The organism is Pseudomonas sp. WHRI 8519 (genome assembly GCF_040224055.2).
GTDB lineage: Bacteria > Pseudomonadota > Gammaproteobacteria > Pseudomonadales > Pseudomonadaceae > Aquipseudomonas > Aquipseudomonas putida_X.
On record NZ_CP167996.1, the window covers coordinates 1,359,073 to 1,378,197 of the forward strand.

The 19,125-nt window shown below is 60.9% G+C and carries 13 protein-coding genes; 7 read left to right on the plus strand and 6 right to left on the minus strand.

Annotation, left to right across the window (positions count from 1 at the left end; genetic code table 11):
* Positions 1-9 precede the first annotated feature (9 nt).
* From ABRP30_RS06180 to ABRP30_RS06190, 3 genes are all read right to left on the minus strand, one after another.
* Positions 10-1,317, minus strand: a complete 1,308-nt coding sequence (locus ABRP30_RS06180) for a metallophosphoesterase (RefSeq protein ID WP_349976466.1) — start codon at positions 1,315-1,317, stop codon at positions 10-12.
* A gap of 1,511 nt (positions 1,318-2,828) precedes the next feature.
* On the minus strand, positions 2,829-4,079 hold the full coding sequence (locus ABRP30_RS06185; RefSeq protein WP_267821680.1) for a ribonucleotide-diphosphate reductase subunit beta: 1,251 nt from the start codon (positions 4,077-4,079) through the stop codon (positions 2,829-2,831).
* A gap of 547 nt (positions 4,080-4,626) precedes the next feature.
* Positions 4,627-7,506: a ribonucleoside-diphosphate reductase subunit alpha gene (locus ABRP30_RS06190; protein ID WP_241802730.1), complete on the minus strand. Its 2,880-nt coding sequence runs from the start codon at positions 7,504-7,506 to the stop codon at positions 4,627-4,629.
* A gap of 682 nt (positions 7,507-8,188) precedes the next feature.
* On the opposite strand from ABRP30_RS06190, the gene ABRP30_RS06195 reads away from it, so the two are divergent.
* Both ABRP30_RS06195 and ABRP30_RS06200 read left to right on the plus strand, forming a co-directional pair.
* On the plus strand, positions 8,189-8,887 hold the full coding sequence (locus ABRP30_RS06195; RefSeq protein ID WP_349976467.1) for a response regulator transcription factor: 699 nt from the start codon (positions 8,189-8,191) through the stop codon (positions 8,885-8,887).
* Positions 8,884-10,491, plus strand: a complete 1,608-nt coding sequence (locus ABRP30_RS06200) for an ATP-binding protein (protein ID WP_241802732.1) — start codon at positions 8,884-8,886, stop codon at positions 10,489-10,491. Before ABRP30_RS06195 ends, ABRP30_RS06200 begins: the two co-directional genes overlap by 4 nt.
* Positions 10,492-10,494: 3 nt before the next feature.
* Here ABRP30_RS06200 and ABRP30_RS06205 read toward each other — a convergent pair whose 3' ends face one another.
* Together ABRP30_RS06205 and ABRP30_RS06210 are read right to left on the minus strand one after the other, a co-directional pair.
* Positions 10,495-11,196 carry a 4'-phosphopantetheinyl transferase superfamily protein gene (locus ABRP30_RS06205; RefSeq protein WP_349976468.1) on the minus strand — a complete coding sequence of 234 codons (702 nt, stop codon included), beginning with the start codon at positions 11,194-11,196 and terminating at the stop codon, positions 10,495-10,497.
* Between the two features lie 63 nt (positions 11,197-11,259).
* On the minus strand, positions 11,260-12,051 hold the full coding sequence (locus ABRP30_RS06210) for a dienelactone hydrolase family protein (RefSeq protein WP_267821687.1): 792 nt from the start codon (positions 12,049-12,051) through the stop codon (positions 11,260-11,262).
* 129 nt (positions 12,052-12,180) lie between these two features.
* On the opposite strand from ABRP30_RS06210, the gene ABRP30_RS06215 reads away from it, so the two are divergent.
* The 5 genes from ABRP30_RS06215 (at position 12,181) to ltrA (ending at position 18,465) form a co-directional block, all read left to right on the plus strand.
* Positions 12,181-12,786, plus strand: a complete 606-nt coding sequence (locus ABRP30_RS06215) for a porin family protein (protein ID WP_241802735.1) — start codon at positions 12,181-12,183, stop codon at positions 12,784-12,786.
* 125 nt (positions 12,787-12,911) lie between these two features.
* Entirely contained in the window at positions 12,912-13,589 is a 678-nt protein-coding gene (locus ABRP30_RS06220; protein ID WP_241802736.1) for a response regulator, read from the plus strand.
* Positions 13,586-14,932, plus strand: coding sequence for an ATP-binding protein (locus ABRP30_RS06225; RefSeq protein WP_349976469.1), 1,347 nt, complete (start codon positions 13,586-13,588; stop codon positions 14,930-14,932). The genes ABRP30_RS06220 and ABRP30_RS06225 overlap by 4 nt, the downstream gene beginning before the upstream one ends.
* Before the next feature lie 314 nt (positions 14,933-15,246).
* Entirely contained in the window at positions 15,247-16,569 is a 1,323-nt protein-coding gene (locus tag ABRP30_RS06230; protein WP_241802738.1) for a dicarboxylate/amino acid:cation symporter, read from the plus strand.
* 474 nt (positions 16,570-17,043) lie between these two features.
* Positions 17,044-18,465, plus strand: coding sequence for a group II intron reverse transcriptase/maturase (gene ltrA, locus ABRP30_RS06235; protein ID WP_372490413.1), 1,422 nt, complete (start codon positions 17,044-17,046; stop codon positions 18,463-18,465).
* A gap of 128 nt (positions 18,466-18,593) precedes the next feature.
* Here the strand turns inward: ltrA and ABRP30_RS06240 are convergent, their stop codons facing one another.
* The gene (locus ABRP30_RS06240; RefSeq protein ID WP_241802739.1) at positions 18,594-19,088 is read right to left on the minus strand and encodes a SprT family zinc-dependent metalloprotease; all 495 of its coding nucleotides are present in this window, start codon (positions 19,086-19,088) and stop codon (positions 18,594-18,596) included.
* Positions 19,089-19,125: the final 37 nt, after the last annotated feature.

Sequence of the window (19,125 nt, forward strand, 5' to 3'; positions counted from 1 at the left end):
TCCTTGTTGTTACTGTTGTTCTACCTGATCAACCGCTTGCACGATATCTTGAAGTCTTCCCTTCTTTACCAGCGCGTCCAAGGCCCTGCGCTCGTTCGGTTGGCTCAGAGCGTCAGTCCAGCCTGGAGGGATCGCACCCAGATCGACCAAAATTTTCAGTCGGTTATCTGGGCTTATATCCCTGAAAAAGCGCAGCAGAAGCAACGAATATTCGTCAGTCATTTTTTCATCCTGAGCGTGAGCTTGCTCTGGGGCAGAAATGACAATCTCGACCTGTTCATCGTTTAGCTCGGGAGTGACAGTTTCAGCTTGCTCGCTCTGGTTCGGGCCTCTGAAATTAGGGCATCCTAGGACGAAACGAGGTTGCTGGCCACCGAGTCTGACAGCATCGTTTACAAAGCGCTTCTGCTCATCATCCCAAGCACGTGGCCTCACCTTTACCTCAAGAGAGTCAGTTTCGGGCTCCCACCCAAACTCGATGACATTGTAGGTATAGGTAAAGGTATCGTGCTGCGTCGGTGGCACGGTTGCCCCAGCAGCGAGCATCATGACATCTTGCCCCTGGCGGACAGACTCCACGCGGACGGAAGGATTGTGTTCATGGCCAGAAATGAAGACGCGAGCCCGATTTCGAATGTAACGGGTTGCATCTTCGGAGTCCTGAAACCATCCAAGTGGGTGATGGGACAGCACAACAATTTCTTCACCTGGTCGTTGAGCTATCACCCGTTGTCGCGCCCCGAGTATCAATTTTCCGTGGGTGTCCCGTTTTGAGCATATCAATGCCGAATTTAGCCTTATGAAACGCAAGGACCGACCCTCGGCCAGATGAGCCACATGAGCCTCGGGCTGCCCCCCCTGATCGTCAAGTGGGCAGCGATATGCTTGAGCGAATGGCTGGTAGGCAAGAAAGCGCCGATACAGCAGCGCAGTATCGACTGGGCTTCTTAAGAACCCATCCAAAGCCTGCTGTCCTTCCGTAGTGATGCTTTGTAGCATCAGTTCGGTAGCTTTCGTAATCTCGTCTCGGTCAATGTCGTGATTGCCCGGAACCAACTGAATATCTGTTTTTTTGCAGCCAGCGGCTTGTGCCACTCTATCCAACCACAAACCTGCCTCCTTGTACTCAGCCTCCTTACCGGCGTAAGCAATATCACCGGTGACAATGAGGCCGGCGGCTTTTCTGGAGGGGAGTTGGGCGACCAGCTGACGCACATCGTCGATAAGGCGCTCTTTGACGTCGTTGTTGATGTAAAGATCGCCGCCTTTCTCTTGGCCAAAGTGAATGTCGGAAAGATGAACAAATGCGAGACTCATTGATAACATCCATTGTTGAATCGGCACTTCGGTTTATCGGAGGCTGAGCGAGCCTTCGTGCACCGGCTGGCAAGTGGCTAGTAGCGCCAGTATAACCATACCGTTCATGCACGGAGTAGCGTCTCAGCCAACAGGGTAGGTGTTTACTGGGATGTGCCCAGAAGGTGGCTCGTGGTCGGCCAATCGGCCGTCATACGGGCATGTGTGTCGAGCCGATAGACCTATGGGAATCGTACGAAACCTGTTGAGGCTGGCGGATCTGCGCCTAGCCTGCAGCTAACTGGGCGTCTGATAGGCCCCATGAATCTCCACTCACTTCCCTTGACCTCTATGAGTTGGTGAGCGAAGGCTTCCTGCTTGAACACGTTATGGCCATGGTTTCGCCATCGCCATTGCTTGGCTCTGCACAGATTTTTGGAGGAATTCTCGGTGACTCGGGTCCAGGCTTGCTACGACAACTGAATTCTGGATATACCGTTCGGCTCAACGCACGGCAGAGTTCATTGGCTTTTCAGTATGCGCAGGCACTGGAGTGCGCGATAGAGGTGTTCGGCAGCCAGCATGCAGGGGAGGAGTGGCTTGGGCGGTCCTGTAAGCACCTGGATGATGATGTCCCGCTGAGGATGATCTAAAATTGGTGGAGTCTTCAGGCAGTCAGAGAGTATTTGAAACGTACTGAGTACGGTGTTATGACTGATGTTGCTTCCGAACGTCCTCCTGTCGGTGCCCTCCAACCTTTTGGCTGAGCTTAAATGGGGCAAAAACTCTACCTTCTTGCAGCTGAGGTGGCTCAGCTTTATGGGGCTTGGCCTCAGCCGATCCCGAGATAATCAGCCGATCCAGAAAAAGTAAAAGGCCTGCTGATCTGTCCTTGCTCCACGCATCCCACGCCTGATGTTCGACCACAAGAGCCTCAAATAAGCTCGTCTCATTATTAAGCCATGATCTTGCTCGTCCAAGAGGTTTATGGGGGCCGGGCATCTCCTCTCTAGGGTGTCTTGGGTCGGGTGACGACTGGCCTCTACCAGCGCCGTGTTCAATACCAGCTCGCCGGGTTGCTTGGTGATGCGATCGTATCCGATTTTTCAGCTAGATCCGTTACAGGATCAGAACTGCTCTTACGTCATCGCCGCGGTCCTGTTCCTTGGCCGCAGGAGGCAGTGTTCGTTTTTGGTGCGCTGGTCCAACTTGGATGAAAAAAATCTTGAGTGAGGTGAAAAGCCACGGCCCCTCTATGCGGTGAAGCTGGCGAGCTACCCGTCTGCTGACTTAATAAGCTTGTCAGTATAGGAAATGAGGTTGCGCCAGGCGTAGCGCCGACATGCTGAACCTAGCGCGGGCCCGATGTTGATTGGCATTCGCGATATGGGGCGATAGGCGTTTCATAGTGAGTCGCGAATGAAAAAAGCCATCTCAGCTTTCACTGAGATGGCTTTGGTCTTGAAGGTTTGGTGGGTTCAACTTATCTGAAAAAAGTTCAGTCGACCGTGAAAACCTACGCCCTTTGGATATCAATCCCAGCTCAACGCCCCACCCGTCTGATACTCGATCACGCGCGTCTCAAAGAAGTTCTTCTCCTTCTTCAAGTCCATGATCTCGCTCATCCATGGGAACGGGTTGGTAGTCCCTGGGTACTCTTCCTTCAGACCAATCTGGGTCAAACGACGGTTGGCGATGAACTTGAGGTAGTCCTCCATCATCGCAGCGTTCATGCCCAATACACCGCGTGGCATGGTGTCACGGGCGTATTCGATCTCCAGCTGGGTCCCTTGCAGGATCATCTGGGTCGCTTCTTCCTTCATCGCCGCGTCCCACAGGTGTGGGTTCTCGATCTTGATCTGGTTGATCACGTCGATACCGAAGTTCAGGTGCATCGACTCGTCACGCAGGATGTACTGGAACTGCTCGGCAACGCCGGTCATCTTGTTGCGGCGGCCCATGGACAGGATCTGGGTGAAGCCGCAATAGAAGAAGATGCCTTCCAGCACGCAGTAGTAGGCGATCAGGTTGCGCAGCAGCTCTTTGTCGGTTTCGACGGTGCCGGTGTTGAACTCTGGGTCGGAGATGGCGCGGGTGTACTTCAGGCCCCAGGCGGCTTTCTTCGCGACCGACGGGATCTCGTGGTACATGTTGAAGATCTCGCCTTCATCCATGCCCAGCGACTCGATGCAGTACTGGTAGGCGTGGGTGTGGATCGCCTCTTCGAAGGCTTGGCGCAGGATGTACTGGCGGCACTCCGGGTTGGTGATCAGGCGGTACACGGCCAGGGCCAGGTTGTTGGCAACCAGCGAGTCGGCGGTGGAGAAGAAGCCGAGGTTGCGCATCACGATACGGCGCTCGTCTTCGGTCAGGCCGTCCTGGCTCTTCCACAGGGCGATGTCGGCGGTCATGTTGACCTCTTGCGGCATCCAGTGGTTGGCGCAGCCGTCGAGGTACTTCTGCCAGGCCCAGTCGTACTTGAACGGTACCAGCTGGTTCAGGTCGGCGCGGCAGTTGATCATGCGCTTTTCGTCAACGGCAACACGGGCCGAGGAGCCTTCCAGCTCGGCCAGGCCTTCGGCAACGTCGAGGGCGTCGAGGGCAGCCTTGGCACGTTTGACGGCATCGGAGTCAGAAGCGGTGGCCGCACGGGCTTCCAGGGCGGCGGCACCACCGGCGCTGTCGAGCTTGTCGAGGGTGGCGGCGGCAGTGGCCTGCGCAGGGGTGTTGCCTTTGGCGGCTACTTCGCCGTCTTCTTTGTCGAATTCGTCCCAGCTCAGCATGGTTTGGCTCCTGCTTGAGGGTCGCCATGGGGCAACCGGTTGGATTTTAAGAATGTGATGCCTGACGCAAGGCCGTAACGGCGAATGGACAGCTCGAGAGGCTGACTCTCGTTTACATCTGAATGTGTTCTGGCTTGTCCTGGCCAGGCCTCGGGGAGGGGCCAGGACACTGAATGGCGCTCTTTTCAGAGGGCGCAAAGTATACCGGAATTCACCTTCGATCGGGGCGCATGTCTTGCGGGCGAGGGTAACTTTTTCGACCGGTTTTGCGTGCGTCCGTTCACGAAATGGCTGTGTTGTTCTACGGGGGGAGAGTGTAGCGCCAACCTATATCTTGTGCCAGTTTAAATTTTAAGGCACACCATATAGTGTTTAGAGAGAATTGTGTCGCGCGTCCCAGCGATGAGGCCGGGTCAGGCAACACGAGCTGCGGTGGCTACTTCTACCGAGCCGCGCGAGCGGCGGGCAAGGCCCAAGGTTTCTGTGAGGCGCGGATACAAAAATGCCGCGCGTGGCACCCGTAGGCACCCCGCGCGGCAGTCAGGCCTTACTGGCAGGCTTCGCAGTCAGGCTCGTCGATCGCGCAGGCCTTAGGCACTGGCGCTGGGCCGGCTGCCTGGACCGGGGCGCTGTCGCCACCGCTGGAAACAGCGTTGAGCTTGCCGGTGTTGATGGTCGACTTCTCGGTGCTGGTCGCGGCCAGGGCACGGAGGTAGTAGGTGGTCTTCAGACCACGGTACCAGGCCATGCGGTAGGTCACGTCCAGCTTCTTGCCCGAAGCGCCGGCGATGTACAGGTTCAGCGATTGCGCCTGGTCGATCCACTTCTGGCGACGGGAGGCGGCATCGACGATCCACTTGGTCTCGACTTCGAACGCGGTGGCGTACAGGTCTTTGAGCTCCTGCGGGATACGCTCGATCTGCTGCACCGAACCGTCGTAGTACTTCAGGTCGTTGATCATGACCGAGTCCCACAGGCCGCGGGCTTTCAGGTCGCGGACCAGGTACGGGTTGATCACCGTGAACTCGCCCGACAGGTTCGATTTCACGTACAGGTTCTGGTAGGTCGGCTCGATGGACTGCGATACGCCGGTGATGTTGGCGATGGTCGCGGTCGGCGCGATGGCCATGATGTTCGAGTTACGGATACCTTTCTGTACGCGGGCACGTACCGGTGCCCAGTCCAGGGTTTCTTCCAGGTTGACGTCGATGTACTTCTGGCCACGGGCTTCGATCAGGATCTGCTGCGAATCCAGCGGCAGGATGCCTTTGGACCACAGCGAACCCTGGAAGGTCTCGTATGCGCCGCGCTCATCGGCCAGGTCGCAGGACGCCTGGATCGCGAAGTAGCTGACCGCTTCCATCGACTTGTCGGCGAACTCGACGGCAGCGTCGGAGCCGTAAGGGATGTGCTGCAGGTACAGTGCGTCCTGGAAGCCCATGATGCCCAGGCCGACCGGGCGGTGCTTGAAGTTCGAGTTGCGTGCTTGCGGCACCGAGTAGTAGTTGATGTCGATCACGTTGTCGAGCATGCGCACGGCGGTGTTCACGGTGCGTTGCAGCTTGGCGGTGTCCAGCTTGCCATCGACAATGTGGTTCGGCAGGTTGATCGAGCCCAGGTTGCAGACCGCGATCTCGTCCTTGTTGGTGTTCAGGGTGATCTCGGTGCACAGGTTCGAGCTGTGGACCACGCCCACGTGCTGCTGCGGCGAGCGCAGGTTGCACGGGTCCTTGAAGGTCAGCCATGGGTGGCCGGTCTCGAACAGCATCGACAGCATCTTGCGCCACAGGTCTTTGGCCTGGATGGTCTTGAACACCTTGATCTTGTTGTACTCGGTCAGGGCTTCGTAGTACTCGTAGCGCTCTTCGAAGGCCTTGCCGGTCAGGTCGTGCAGGTCTGGCACTTCCGATGGCGAGAACAGGGTCCACTTGCCGTCATCGAAGACGCGCTTCATGAACAGGTCAGGGATCCAGTTGGCGGTGTTCATGTCGTGGGTACGACGACGGTCATCACCGGTGTTCTTGCGCAACTCGATGAATTCTTCGATGTCCAGGTGCCAGGTTTCCAGGTAGGCACACACCGCGCCTTTGCGCTTGCCGCCCTGGTTCACGGCCACGGCGGTGTCGTTGACCACTTTCAGGAAGGGTACGACGCCCTGGGATTTACCGTTGGTGCCCTTGATGTAGGAGCCCAGTGCACGCACAGGGGTCCAGTCGTTGCCCAGGCCACCGGCGAATTTCGACAGCATGGCGTTGTCGTGGATCGCGTGGTAGATGCCCGACAGGTCGTCCGGCACGGTGGTCAGGTAGCAGCTCGACAGCTGCGGGCGCAGGGTGCCGGCGTTGAACAGGGTCGGGGTCGAGGCCATGTAGTCGAAGGACGACAACAGGTTGTAGAACTCGATCGCACGGGCTTCCTTGTCTTTCTCTTCCAGCGCCAGGCCCATGGCCACACGCATGAAGAACACCTGCGGCAGCTCGAAGCGTACGCCATCCTTGTGGATGAAGTAGCGGTCGTACAGGGTCTGCAGGCCCAGGTAGGTGAACTGCTGGTCACGCTCGTGGTTGATCGCCTTGCCCAGTTTGTCCAGGTCGAAGTCGGCCAGGGCCGGGTTCAGCAGCTCGAACTCGACACCCTTGGCGATGTAGGCCGGCAGGGCCTTGGCGTACAGGTCGGCCATCTCGTGGTGGGTGGCGCTGTCGGCGACGTTCAGGAAGCCCAGGCCTTCGGCACGCAGGGTGTCCATCAGCAGGCGGGCGGTGACGAACGAGTAGTTCGGCTCGCGCTCTACCAGGGTACGGGCGGTCATCACCAGGGCGGTGTTGACGTCTTTGATGGCCACGCCGTCGTACAGGTTCTTCAGGGTTTCGCGCTGGATCAGGTCGCCATCGACTTCGGCCAGGCCTTCGCAGGCTTCGCTGATGATGGTGTTCAGGCGCGCCATGTCCAGCGGCGCCAGGCTGCCGTCGGCCAGCGTGATGCGGATGCTTGGGTGCGGCTCGATCGCGGCGTCGGTGTTGGCGCGGGTGGCGCGCTCTTTGGCACGCTGGTCGCGGTAGATCACGTAGTCACGGGCGACCTTCTGCTCGCCGGCACGCATCAGGGCCAGTTCGACCTGGTCCTGGATTTCTTCGATGTGGATGGTGCCACCCGATGGCATGCGACGCTTGAACGTGGCGGTGACCTGTTCGGTCAGGCGCGCGACGGTGTCGTGGATGCGCGACGAGGCAGCGGCGGTGCCGCCTTCAACTGCGAGGAACGCTTTGGTGATGGCCACGGTGATCTTGTCGTCGGTGTAAGGGACGACAGTGCCGTTGCGCTTGATCACGCGCAGCTGGCCCGGAGCGGTCGCGGCCAGATCCTGGTTGGAATCGGCAGCCTGCGGCGCCAAAGCCTGCGGGTTCTCGCGAGTTGTGTCGGTTTGCATGGGTGGGTGTCTCCACAATTTCTATATGTTCAGGCGCCTTTTGGGCGCCCACCGTTCTGTCCACTCGTTCGACGGCCCTGGCGGGGATGCGTCATGCGCACGCATCCGCCCGCTCGGGCGTACCGACTTCGGGACAGACTCAGGAATAAGGGGCAAAGAACATGCCGCTCCCTGGCCGAAGTCAAAGGCTATGGGGCTAGCCCAAAAGCTGTTGCTCTCCATCTCCGCTGGAGCGGTTTGGTTGTTGAAACCACAATAAGTTCAGGCAGAAAAATCGCTTGAGTTTCTCTGCTGACTCGTGCTTGGGGTTGGTACGTGAAACCCAACATCTAGTGGTTCGCTGCGCTGGGGATACAAGATAATGCGGTATCGGGGGCTTTGCAAGGCGAGCGCCTGTGGATAACTTGTGCGTACTTTGTGAGTGAATAGTGGGTATTCGCTGTAGGCCTTGTACCAAGTGGTTTGCAGTATTTTTTTCTGCAGCTCGTTGCCCCAGTGCAGATTTTTCAGGGCGCGAACCCTAGCACAAAAAACGCTTCAGTCCAGGGGTGTTTCGGGTGAGGTTGGCAGTGCTGGGTGCGGGACGTAGTATCGGCAGGGGATGTTGCCTTTTGGTTAAGGCGGCGATGCCGGCGATAGCGCCGGCACAGGCAACGCAAAAACAACAATCAAGGCAAACGCCATGGACCAACCCGTACCCCGCATCCTGATCGTCGAAGACGACCAGCGCCTCGCCGAGCTCACGGCTGAATACCTGCAGGCCAACGGTTTCGAGGTGGCAGTGGAGGGCGATGGCGCGCGCGCCGCCCGGCGCATCGTCGACAGCCAGCCAGACATGGTCATCCTCGACCTGATGCTGCCCGGTGAAGATGGCCTGAGCATCTGCCGCCGGGTACGTGGCCAGTACGCAGGCCCCATCCTCATGCTCACCGCCCGCAGCGATGAACTCGACCAGGTCCAGGGCCTGGACCTGGGTGCTGATGATTACGTGTGCAAGCCAGTGCGCCCGCGCCTGCTGTTGGCACGCATCCAGGCCCTGCTGCGGCGCAGCGAGCCGGCACAAGGCAAAACCCAAGAACTGGCCTTTGGCGCCCTGCGCATCGACAATCGCCTGCGCGAAGCCTGGCTTGGCGAACAGCTGATCGAACTGACCGGTGCCGAGTTCGATCTGCTCTGGCTGCTGGCCAGCAACGCCGGGCGGGTGCTGTCGCGCGAGCAGATCTTCACCGCCCTGCGCGGTGTCGGTTACGACGGCCAGGACCGCTCCATCGACGTGCGCATCTCCAAGATCCGCCCCAAGATCGGTGATGATCCTATCCACCCCCGGCTTATCAAGACCCTGCGCAGCAAGGGCTACCTGTTCGTCGGCGATGCACCATGAACAACTCGATCTTCCTGCGTATTTATGGCGGCATGCTCGCGGTCCTGGTGCTGGTGGCCCTGCTCGGCGTGCTCAGCCTGCACCTGGTCAACGAGGTGCGCGCCGCCCAGCACCGCGAGCGTCTGGCCCAAGGCACGTTCAGCCTGATGGCAGACAACCTGGCCCAGCAGAATGAAACCGAACGCAAACGTTCGTTGTTGATGTGGGAGCGCTTGTTGGGCGTGCCCCTGGACTTGCAACCGATGTCAGCGCGCACCCTTGATGGAGGCCAGCGCGCGCGGCTCAATCGCGCCCTGGTGGTGGTGCACAAGACCGGCCCGCACGCCGCGCAGGTGCTGCGCAAGGTGGGCCAGGAAGACCTGCTGCTGGTGGCCGAGGTCAAGCAGGTCAGCGAGCAGTTGGCGCGGGCCACGCTCTATTTGCTCGCCGATGAACTGGTGCGCTACCCCGTCACCGAACAGCAACAGCGCCTGGCGCAGATCAAGCAGAGCAAGGGGTTCGGGTTTGGTATTGCCCTGCAGCGCCTGGAGCGCGTGGGCCTGGACGATGACCAGCGGCGCCGGGTAGAGGAGGGCGACACGGTCATGGCGCTGGGCAAGGATGGCGATTCGATCCGCGTGTTCGCAGGCTTGCCGGGCTCGCCCTGGGTATTGGAAATTGGCCCGTTGTACCAGCTCAACCCCTATCCGCCGCAATTGTTGGTGCTGATCGCATTCCTCGGCCTGTGCCTGATTGGCCTGGTGGTCTATCTGCTGGTGCGTCAGTTGGAGCGGCGGGTCTCGGGCCTGGAAATGGCCGCCACGCGCATCGCCCAGGGCAGCCTGGAAACCCGCGTGCCGGCCGACGATGCCGATTCGGTCGGGCGCCTGGCGGCAGCGTTCAACGGCATGGCCGAACACCTGCAGCGTTCGCTGAACATGCAGCGCGAACTGGTGCGGGCGGTGTCCCATGAGTTGCGCACGCCCGTGGCGCGTTTGCGCTTTGGCCTGGAAATGATCGAAAGCGCGCCGACCGATCAGGCCCGCGCCAAGCACCTGGCGGGCATGGACGGCGATATCCAGGACCTGGACAAGCTGGTCGACGAGATGCTGACCTACGCCCGCCTGGAGCAGGGCGCGCCGGCCCTGAAGTTCCAGCGCGTCGACCTGGACGCCTTGCTGGACCGGGTGATCGACGAACTGGCCCCGCTCAATACCGAAGTCAGGCTGGTGCGCGGTGCCTGTCAGCTTCAGGGTGGCGAAGAGGCCTGGGTCGAGGCCGAACCGCGCTATCTGCATCGGGCGCTGCAGAACCTGGTCAGCAATGCCCTGCGCCATGCCCGGGCAGAGGTGCGGTTGAGCTATGAGTTGGGCCAGCAGCGCTGCCGCATCGAAGTCGAAGATGACGGGCCGGGCATCCCCGAAGGTTACTGGGACCGCATCTTCACGCCGTTCACCCGGCTCGACGACAGCCGTACCCGGGCTTCGGGAGGGCATGGCCTGGGCCTGTCGATCGTGCGGCGCATCATCTACTGGCACGCCGGCCGGGCCACGGTAGGTCGAAGTGAAGCGCTGGGCGGTGCCTGCTTCAGCCTCAACTGGCCACGCGAGCAGGCGCCGCTGTAAGGCTTAAACGCTGACCAGGCTGAGCAGGTGACCGTCCTGCACGCAGAACTGGCCGTCCAGCTCGACGCCATGGCGCCATTCGGGCGACAGGTCGATGAGCAGGCGCAGGCGTGCAAGGCCTTCCGGTGACCAGTGCAGTATCTCGGCGTGCTCGAAGTAGAAGCGCTGCCGGGTCAGTGGGTAAAGGGTCTTGAACAGGCTTTCCTTGAGTGAAAAGGTCAGGGTAACCGCCAGGCCCACCTGGCTGCGGTCCAGGCGCTCGAGCTCTGCCGGGGTGAGGATTTCGCCCATCAGCCGTTCGGCTCGCTCGTCGTCCAGCAGTGCTTCCTGGTCCAGCCCCAGGCCGCGGCAACTGCCGTGCGCTGCAACCACGGCCGCAGCCCAGCCTTTGCCGTGGGTGATCGAGCCGTGGATGCCCGTGGGCCAGATCGGCGAACGGTCTTCGTGGGTGCCGGGCACATGGTCACGGCCATCCAGGCGTTGCAGCGCGGCGCGCGCGCACACCCGGCCGGCCAGGTACTCGGCCTGACGCTTGGACACGGAGCGTTGCAGGCTGGGGCTGGGTTCGATACCGGCACGCTGGAAGTCGTCGGCGGCCAGGCGGTTGGGGTCGAAGGCACAGCTGACCAGCACCGCGCCGGGCAACGGGCGGGGCAGGGGCCAGTGGTGCTGGAGCGGGTCACAGCAGGAAGGCAATCTGTTCATGGCGGTATTGTGCCAGCCGCTGTGGCTGTGTGGGAGATGGGCCGCGAAGCGGCCCGGCAATCTTCAGTCGAACGCTTTCTTGAAGAACGCCTGCATGTCCGCCCATGAACGCTCGTCCGCAGCCTTGTTGTAACCAATGTCCGGCCCGCCATGGGCGCCGTGGCTCAAGCGGTCGGCATCCGGGTTGGTGAAGCCATGCTTGGCGCCGGGGATGCTGACGAACTGATAGTTGACCTTGGCCGCGTCCATTTCGGCCTTGAACGCGGCGACTTGTTCATCAGTGACCATGCTGTCCGCCGCGCCGTGTTCCACCAGGATGTCGGCCCTGACCACACCAGGCTTGGCCGGCGTCTGGGTAGCCAGTGCACCATGGAAGCTCACCACGCCGTCCAGTTTCTCGCCGCGCCGGGCCGCATCCAGCACCACCTTGCCGCCGAAGCAGTAACCTACGGCGCCCAGTTGATGCTTGTTGACGTTCGGCTGCTTTTTCAGCAGTTCAAGGCCCGCGTCGAAGCGCGCGGCCGCCGCGGCCGGGTCCTTCAGCGCTTGGGCCATGAATGCCTGGGCATCCTGCGGGTGCTCGGTGTGCTTGCCGTCACCGTACATGTCGATGGCCAGCGCTTTGTAGCCCAGTGCCGCGAGGTCACGGGCACGACGCTTGGCGTAATCGTTGAGCCCCCACCATTCATGCACTACGACGATGCCCGGGCGTTTGCCCTCCAGTGCATCGTCATAGGCGTAGTAGCCGACCAGGCGGTTGCCATCGTCGTCCTGGTAGGGGATCTCTCGGGTCACTACTGCCGCCTGGGCAAGAGCGGCGCTGCACATCAGGGTCAAAGCCAGCAGGGCACGCATGTTCACTACTCCTTGTTTTGCAAACGTATCGTTCAGCCCTGGTTCAGCCAGGGTTCAGCCGCGGTTCAGGGCGTTCTGCTTACTCTAGCTTCCAGACCGAAACAGCGCATTCAACTGGAGTACAACGCCATGAAAACCTTCAATACCTTACTTGCTGCCATGGCCGTCTGTGCAGCTGGCATGACCACCGCCCAGGCCGCCGACGACAATTTCGCCAGCCTGACCTACGGCCAGACCAGCGACAAGGTCCGCAAGTCTGGGCTGCTGCAACGCAACACCGACCACCTGAACGCCGACGGCATCATCGGCAAGGATGACACCTGGGGCGTGCGCCTGGGCAAGATCAACGACCAGGGTCGCTACTACATGACCTACGACAACGTCTCGGGCGACCACAGCGGCCTGAAGCTGCGCCAGGAGAACCTGCTGGGCAGCTATGATCTGTTCCTGCCGGTAGGCGACACCACCAAACTGTTCGGTGGCGGCAGCCTGGGCATGACCAAGCTGACCCAGGACTCGCCAGGGGCCAGCCGTGATACCGACTATGGCTATGCAGTGGGCCTGCAGGCCGGCGTAATCCAGGAAATCACCGACCGGGCTTCGGTTGAGCTGGGCTACCGCTATCTGCGTACCAATGCGGCGACCGAGGTAGGGGCGAGCGGCGGGCCGAAAGAGGGTACCTTGCGCCTGACCAGCAGTGCTCAGACTTACCTGTCGGCGAACTACACGTTCTGATGCCCGAGTCGAGTTATCCTCTACGGGCCTCATCGTCTGCAAGCCGGGTTCCCCACGGCTATTGAGTGCGGGAGCCGGCCTGCCGGCGCTCAGGCCGGTACAGCCAACATAGGAAGGAGCGTCACATGAAACTGCTGGTGGTCGAGGACGAAGCCCTGCTAAGGCACCACCTCCATACCCGCCTGAGCGAAAGCGGCCATGTGGTCCAGGCCGTGGCTGATGCCGAAGAAGCGCTGTACCAGGCCGAGCAATTTCACTTCGACCTGGCCGTGATCGACCTCGGCCTGCCCGGCATCAGCGGCCTGGAGCTGATCGGCCGCCTGCGCGCCCAGGCCAAGACCTTTCCCATTCTGATTCTCACCGCCCGGGGCAACTGGCAGGACAAGGTCGAAGGCCTGGCCGCCGGTGCCGATGATTACCTGGTCAAGCCCTTCCAGTTCGAAGAGCTTGAAGCACGCCTCAATGCCCTGCTGCGCCGCTCCAGCGGCTTCACCCAGTCGACCATCGCCGCAGGGCCCTTGCTGCTGGACCTCAACCGCAAGCAGGCGACCCTTGACGAGCAGCCGCTGGCGCTGACCGCCTACGAGTACCGCATCCTTGAATATCTGATGCGTCATCACCAGCAGGTGGTGGCCAAGGAGCGCCTGATGGAACAGCTGTATCCAGGCGACGAGGAGCGTGACCCCAACGTCATCGAAGTGCTGATCGGCCGTTTGCGTCGCAAGCTCGAAGGTGAGCGCGGGTTCAAACCGATCGACACGGTGCGTGGCCTCGGCTACCTGTTCACCGAGCGCTGCCGATGATTCGTTCGCTGCGGGTGCGCTTGATGCTCGCGGCAGCGGTGCTGGCGGTGCTGTTCATGCTGGCGCTGCTGCCCGCGCTGCAGAAGGCCTTCAGCCTGGCCTTGCAGGAATCGATCGAGCAGCGCCTGGCGTCGGATGTGACCACGCTGATTTCTTCGGCGCGCATCGAGCATGGCCAGTTGCAGATGCCCGCACTGCTGCCGGACGAGCGTTACAACCTGCCGTATACCGGTTTGCTTGGTTACATCTTCGACCGCGAAGGTGAGCTGGTCTGGCGCTCCCGGGCCACGGCCGACCAGCACATCAACTACCAGCCGCGCTACGATGGACGCGGTAATGAGTTCGCCCGTATGCACCAGGATGACGGTGAGGAATTCTTTGTCTACGACGTCGAAATAAAGCTGCTGGGTGGCCAGAGCGCCGCCTATAGCATCGTCGCCCTGCAGCCGGTGCGTGAGTACCAGCGAACCCTCGATGGCCTGCGTGAAAAGCTCTACCTGGGCTTTGGTGCGGCCTCGCTGGCGTTGCTGGTATTGCTTTGGGCCGGCCTGACCTGGGGCCTGCGTTCCCTGAGACGGCTGAGCCGCGAGCTGGATGAGGTGGAGGCGGGTGCCCGCGATGGGCTAAGTGCCGAGCACCCCCGTGAGCTGCTGCGCCTGACCGGCTCGCTCAACCGTCTGCTGCGCAGTGAGCGGGAACAGCGCCAGCGTTATCGCGACTCGCTGGGGGACCTGGCGCACAGCCTCAAGACGCCGCTGGCGGTGCTGCAGGGCGTGGGCGAGAGCATGCAGCAGCGCGCGGGTGAGCGTGAGCAGGCGCGGGTGCTGCAGAGCCAGATCGAACGCATGAGCCAGCAGATCGACTACCAGTTGCAGCGCGCCAGCCTGCGCAAGAGTGGCCTGGTGCGCCACAGCGTGCAGTTGCTTCCGGTGCTGGACAGCCTGTGCAGCACCCTGGCCAAGGTGTACCGCGACAAGCGCGTCGAAGTGCTGCTCGAGGTGCCGGCGCAGGCACAGGTGCCGATGGAGCAGGGCGCGCTGCTGGAGCTGTTGGGCAACCTCTTGGAAAACGCCTTCCGCCTGTGCCTGGGGCAGGTGCGGGTGAGCCTGCAGGAGGCGCCTGGGCGGCTGACCTTGAGCATCGACGATGACGGGCCGGGAGTACCGACCGATCAGCGTGAGCGGATTCTGGAACGGGGCGAGCGGCTGGACCGGCAGCATCCGGGGCAGGGAATCGGCCTTGCAGTGGTCAAAGATATCGTCGACAGCTACGACGCTGAATTGAGCCTGGACGACTCGCCGCTGGGCGGAGCGGCATTGCGGGTCACCTTCTACCTTGATTGACGTTCAAGCGCAGGGTGCCCCATCACCTGCGGGCGGATTCCCGCCAAGGCCCCTGTACAAATCCCGCCATCGGGCGGAAATCCGCCATCTCTCCTCAGGTAATTCGCCCTGTCGTTGGGCATTTCCCGCTAGCAAATACGGCCTTTGCACCCTTCGTGGGCGTTTTGGCATCGCCCTTGCTATCTGACTTGGCAGAGGCCTGCCCAGGCAGCTCGAACACAACGACAAATCCCTCCGGGTGCAGGAGGGTTAGCGATTCAGGTGCCCTGACATCCTGGGAAGGATGAAGCCGGCACACTTGAGGAAATTTAGCCATGACGACACGTCAGCCGCTGTACAAATCCCTGTATGTCCAGGTGATCGTTGCCATCACCATCGGCATCCTGCTCGGCCACTTCTACCCGGAAACCGGCGTCGCCCTCAAACCGTTGGGTGATGGTTTCGTCAAACTGATCAAGATGGTCATCGCGCCCATCATCTTCTGTACCGTGGTCAGCGGTATTGCTGGCATGCAGAGCATGAAGTCGGTCGGCAAGACCGGCGGCTACGCACTTCTGTACTTCGAGATCGTTTCCACCATCGCCCTGATCATCGGCCTTGTCGTCGTCAACGTGGTCAAACCAGGCGCTGGTATGCACATCGACGTCAGCACTCTGAACGCCAGCAGCGTGGCCGCCTACGCCGCCGCCGGTGCTCAGCAGACGACCGTTGGCTTCCTGCTCAACATCATCCCTAACACCGTGGTAGGTGCCTTCGCCAACGGCGATATCCTGCAGGTGCTGATGTTCTCGGTGATCTTCGGCTTTGCCCTGCACCGTCTGGGCAGTTACGGCAAACCGCTGCTGGACCTGATCGACCGCTTCGCCCATGTCATGTTCAACATCATCAACATGATCATGAAGCTGGCTCCGGTCGGTGCCTTCGGTGCCATGGCCTTCACCATCGGCCAGTACGGCGTTGGCTCGCTGGTACAGCTGGGCTACCTGATGGCCTGCTTCTACATCACCTGCCTGTTGTTCGTGCTGGTCGTGCTGGGCGGTATCTGCCGCGCCCACGGCTTCAGCGTGCTCAAGCTGATCCGCTACATCCGTGAAGAACTGCTGATCGTACTGGGTACCTCGTCCTCGGAATCTGCGCTGCCACGCATGCTGGCCAAGATGGAGCGCCTGGGTGCCAAGAAGTCGGTGGTTGGCCTGGTGATCCCTACCGGTTATTCCTTCAACCTGGACGGCACCTCGATCTACCTGACCATGGCCGCGGTGTTCATCGCTCAAGCCACCGACACCACCATGGACATCACTCACCAGATCACCCTGCTGTTGGTGCTGCTGGTGGCGTCCAAAGGGGCTGCCGGTGTTACTGGCTCTGGCTTCATCGTGCTCGCCGCGACCCTGTCGGCTGTCGGCCACCTGCCGGTTGCCGGCCTCGCGCTGATCCTTGGCATCGACCGCTTCATGTCCGAAGCCCGCGCCCTGACCAACCTGGTGGGCAACGCCGTCGCTACCGTGGTGGTGGCCAAGTGGGTCAAGGAAATGGACGACGACAAGCTGGCATCGGAGCTGGCTTCGGGTGGCGCGCCGCTCGAGCTGAACACCCCGACCGATGACCTGGGCGTTGCTGAAGTCCCGGTTCGTTGAGTGTGATGCCGTCATGAGAAAGGCGACCCTCGGGTCGCCTTTCTCGTTGTGCGCCAGGCATGGCGCGTTGCGCGTCAGCGCAACCCGCTTGGCTGTGGTGGCCGAGTGGGTGACTTGGAGGTGAAAGTCCTCTACACACCCGGCAAGGGGAAGTGTTAGCCAGAGGCAAGGGTGTCGTGGGCGACTGCGAATCTGAAGGAAGCCCGAGGCAAAATGCTGGCCTGACGAACAGGAAGCGGATTAGGCGGCGCAGCGGGGTAAGAAGGCAACAATCTTCAAAGCCCAATACTTGCACGGAACGCTGTGACGTAAATCCGACAGGCATAAGCAGGAAGGTCGCGCGAATTACCCTGGGAGATCTGCACGCTTGCCTTTGTGCTACCGAGCGTCGTAAGGCGACGGGATGAGCATGCAGAAGTCAGCCGAAGCCGTAGTAAGTGGCGGTTAACCGCGCCACCAAGGGCCGAACAGGTTATGCCGCCAGTAGGCGTCACTGTCTCGTTGGTAGCCGTAATGCAGAAATTTCCCACAGTGGAAACTGTCATCCCGAGTCCCGGCCAGAAGCTGAGGATGATGCATGACAGTGCAAAGGTATCGACGGCGTCAGTAACGTGGACGAACGCGGAGCCGGACACGCTGATGGAGCGGGTGCTTGCACCGGCCAACCTCAGACGTGCGTATCAACGCGTGGTCAGCAACAAGGGAGCGCCGGGTGCCGATGGCATGACGGTCGCTGACTTGGCGGGCTACATGAAACAGTATTGGCCAACCCTCAAGGCCAGGCTACTGGCCGGTGAATACCATCCACAAGCAGTGCGAGCGGTTGAAATTCCCAAGCCGCAGGGCGGCACACGGCAACTGGGAATCCCCAGCGTCGTGGACCGCTTGATCCAGCAAGCCTTGCAGCAACAGCTCACGCTCATCTTCGACCCACTGTTCTCGGACTACAGTTATGGCTTCCGTCCGGGCAGAAGCACACATCAAGCTGTCGAGATGGCCCGTGCCCATGTGGCATCGGGGCATCGGTGGTGCGTGGAAATCGATCTGGAAAAGTTCTTCGATCGAGTCAACCACGACATCCTCATGGCCTGTATCGAGTGCCGGGTCAAAGATAAGTGCGTACTTAGGCTTATCCGTCGCTACCTTGAAGCGGGAGTCATGTCAGGTGGTGTCGTTAGCCCACGGCAGGAAGGGACGCCGCAAGGCGGCCCGCTCTCGCCGCTGCTGTCGAATATCCTGCTCGATGAATTTGACCGCGAACTGGAGCGGCGGGGCCATCGCTTCGTGCGCTATGCCGATGACGCGAACATTTATGTGCGCAGTCCTCGGGCTGGCGAGCGAGTACTGGTCAGTGTCGAGCGCTTCCTGAACCAACGTTTGAAACTGACGGTGAATCAGAAGAAGAGTCGAGTCGCGAGAGCCTGGAAGTGTGACTACTTGGGCTTTGGGATGAGCTGGCATCAGCAGCCAAGGCTGCGGGTGGCAACGATGAGCCTGGGTCGCCTGCGCGACCGGCTCGCAGAGTTGCTACGCGGTGCACGGGGTCGCAAGATGGCAAATACCATCGAGCGGATAAACCCTGTATTACGAGGCTGGGCGGGTTACTTCAAGCTCAGCCAGAGCAAACGGCCACTTGAGGAACTGGATGGCTGGGTCAGGCACAAACTCCGCTGTGCCATCTGGCGCCAATGGAAGCAGCCCTCTACGAGGGCGCGCAACCTGATGCGTCTGGGCTTAAGCGAAGAGCGTGCCTGTAAATCGGCCTATAACGGCCGAGGCCCGTGGTGGAACTCGGGGGCGCCACATATGAATCAGGCGCTGCCGAAGAAACTATGGGATCGACTCGGACTGGTCTCGATACTGGATACGATCAATCGGCTTAGCCGCATAGCCTGAACCGCCGTGTACGGAACCGTACGCACGGTGGTGTGAGAGGACGGCGGGTGTGAACCCGCCTCCTACTCGATTCTGCCATGAAGCCAGCGCAGTATCTGCGGGGGCCGGCTTGCCGGCGATAGGCCGGTTTATTCAACCCGCGTCTCGCCACTGTAGATCAGAACTTCTTTACACCGCCTGCACAGGTAGCGCCGCCCCTGATGCACCAACTTGTGCCGCTGTGCCGTGAACGGGAAATCGCTCTGCGGGCACGGGCAGCGGTAGATGTAGCGGGTCGCCACACGCCGGCGCACCTCATAATTGTGGCAACGATTGGGCGGCAGTTCATACACCCCGCGCATGATCAGTTGCCACTCTTCGCCATGGGCCTGAATGCGGTCGCCGAACAGTTGGTGAGCCACCAGGTGCGCCACTTCATGGGCCACGGTCTGGCGCAGGAAATCTTCCTGGTTTTCGCGGTACAGCTGCAGGTTGAAGCGCAACAGGTTTTCGTGCAGGTGGGCGACGCCCGCCTTCTGGCCGCGCAGCTTGAAGCTGACTTCCGGGCGCGGGAAGGGGCGCTTGAAAAAGGTTTCGGCTTGCTGGTAACAGGTTTCGACGCGTTGTTTGAGCAGCTCGGGCATGGCGGGGTAATTCTCCTGACCGGGCATTATGCCGCAA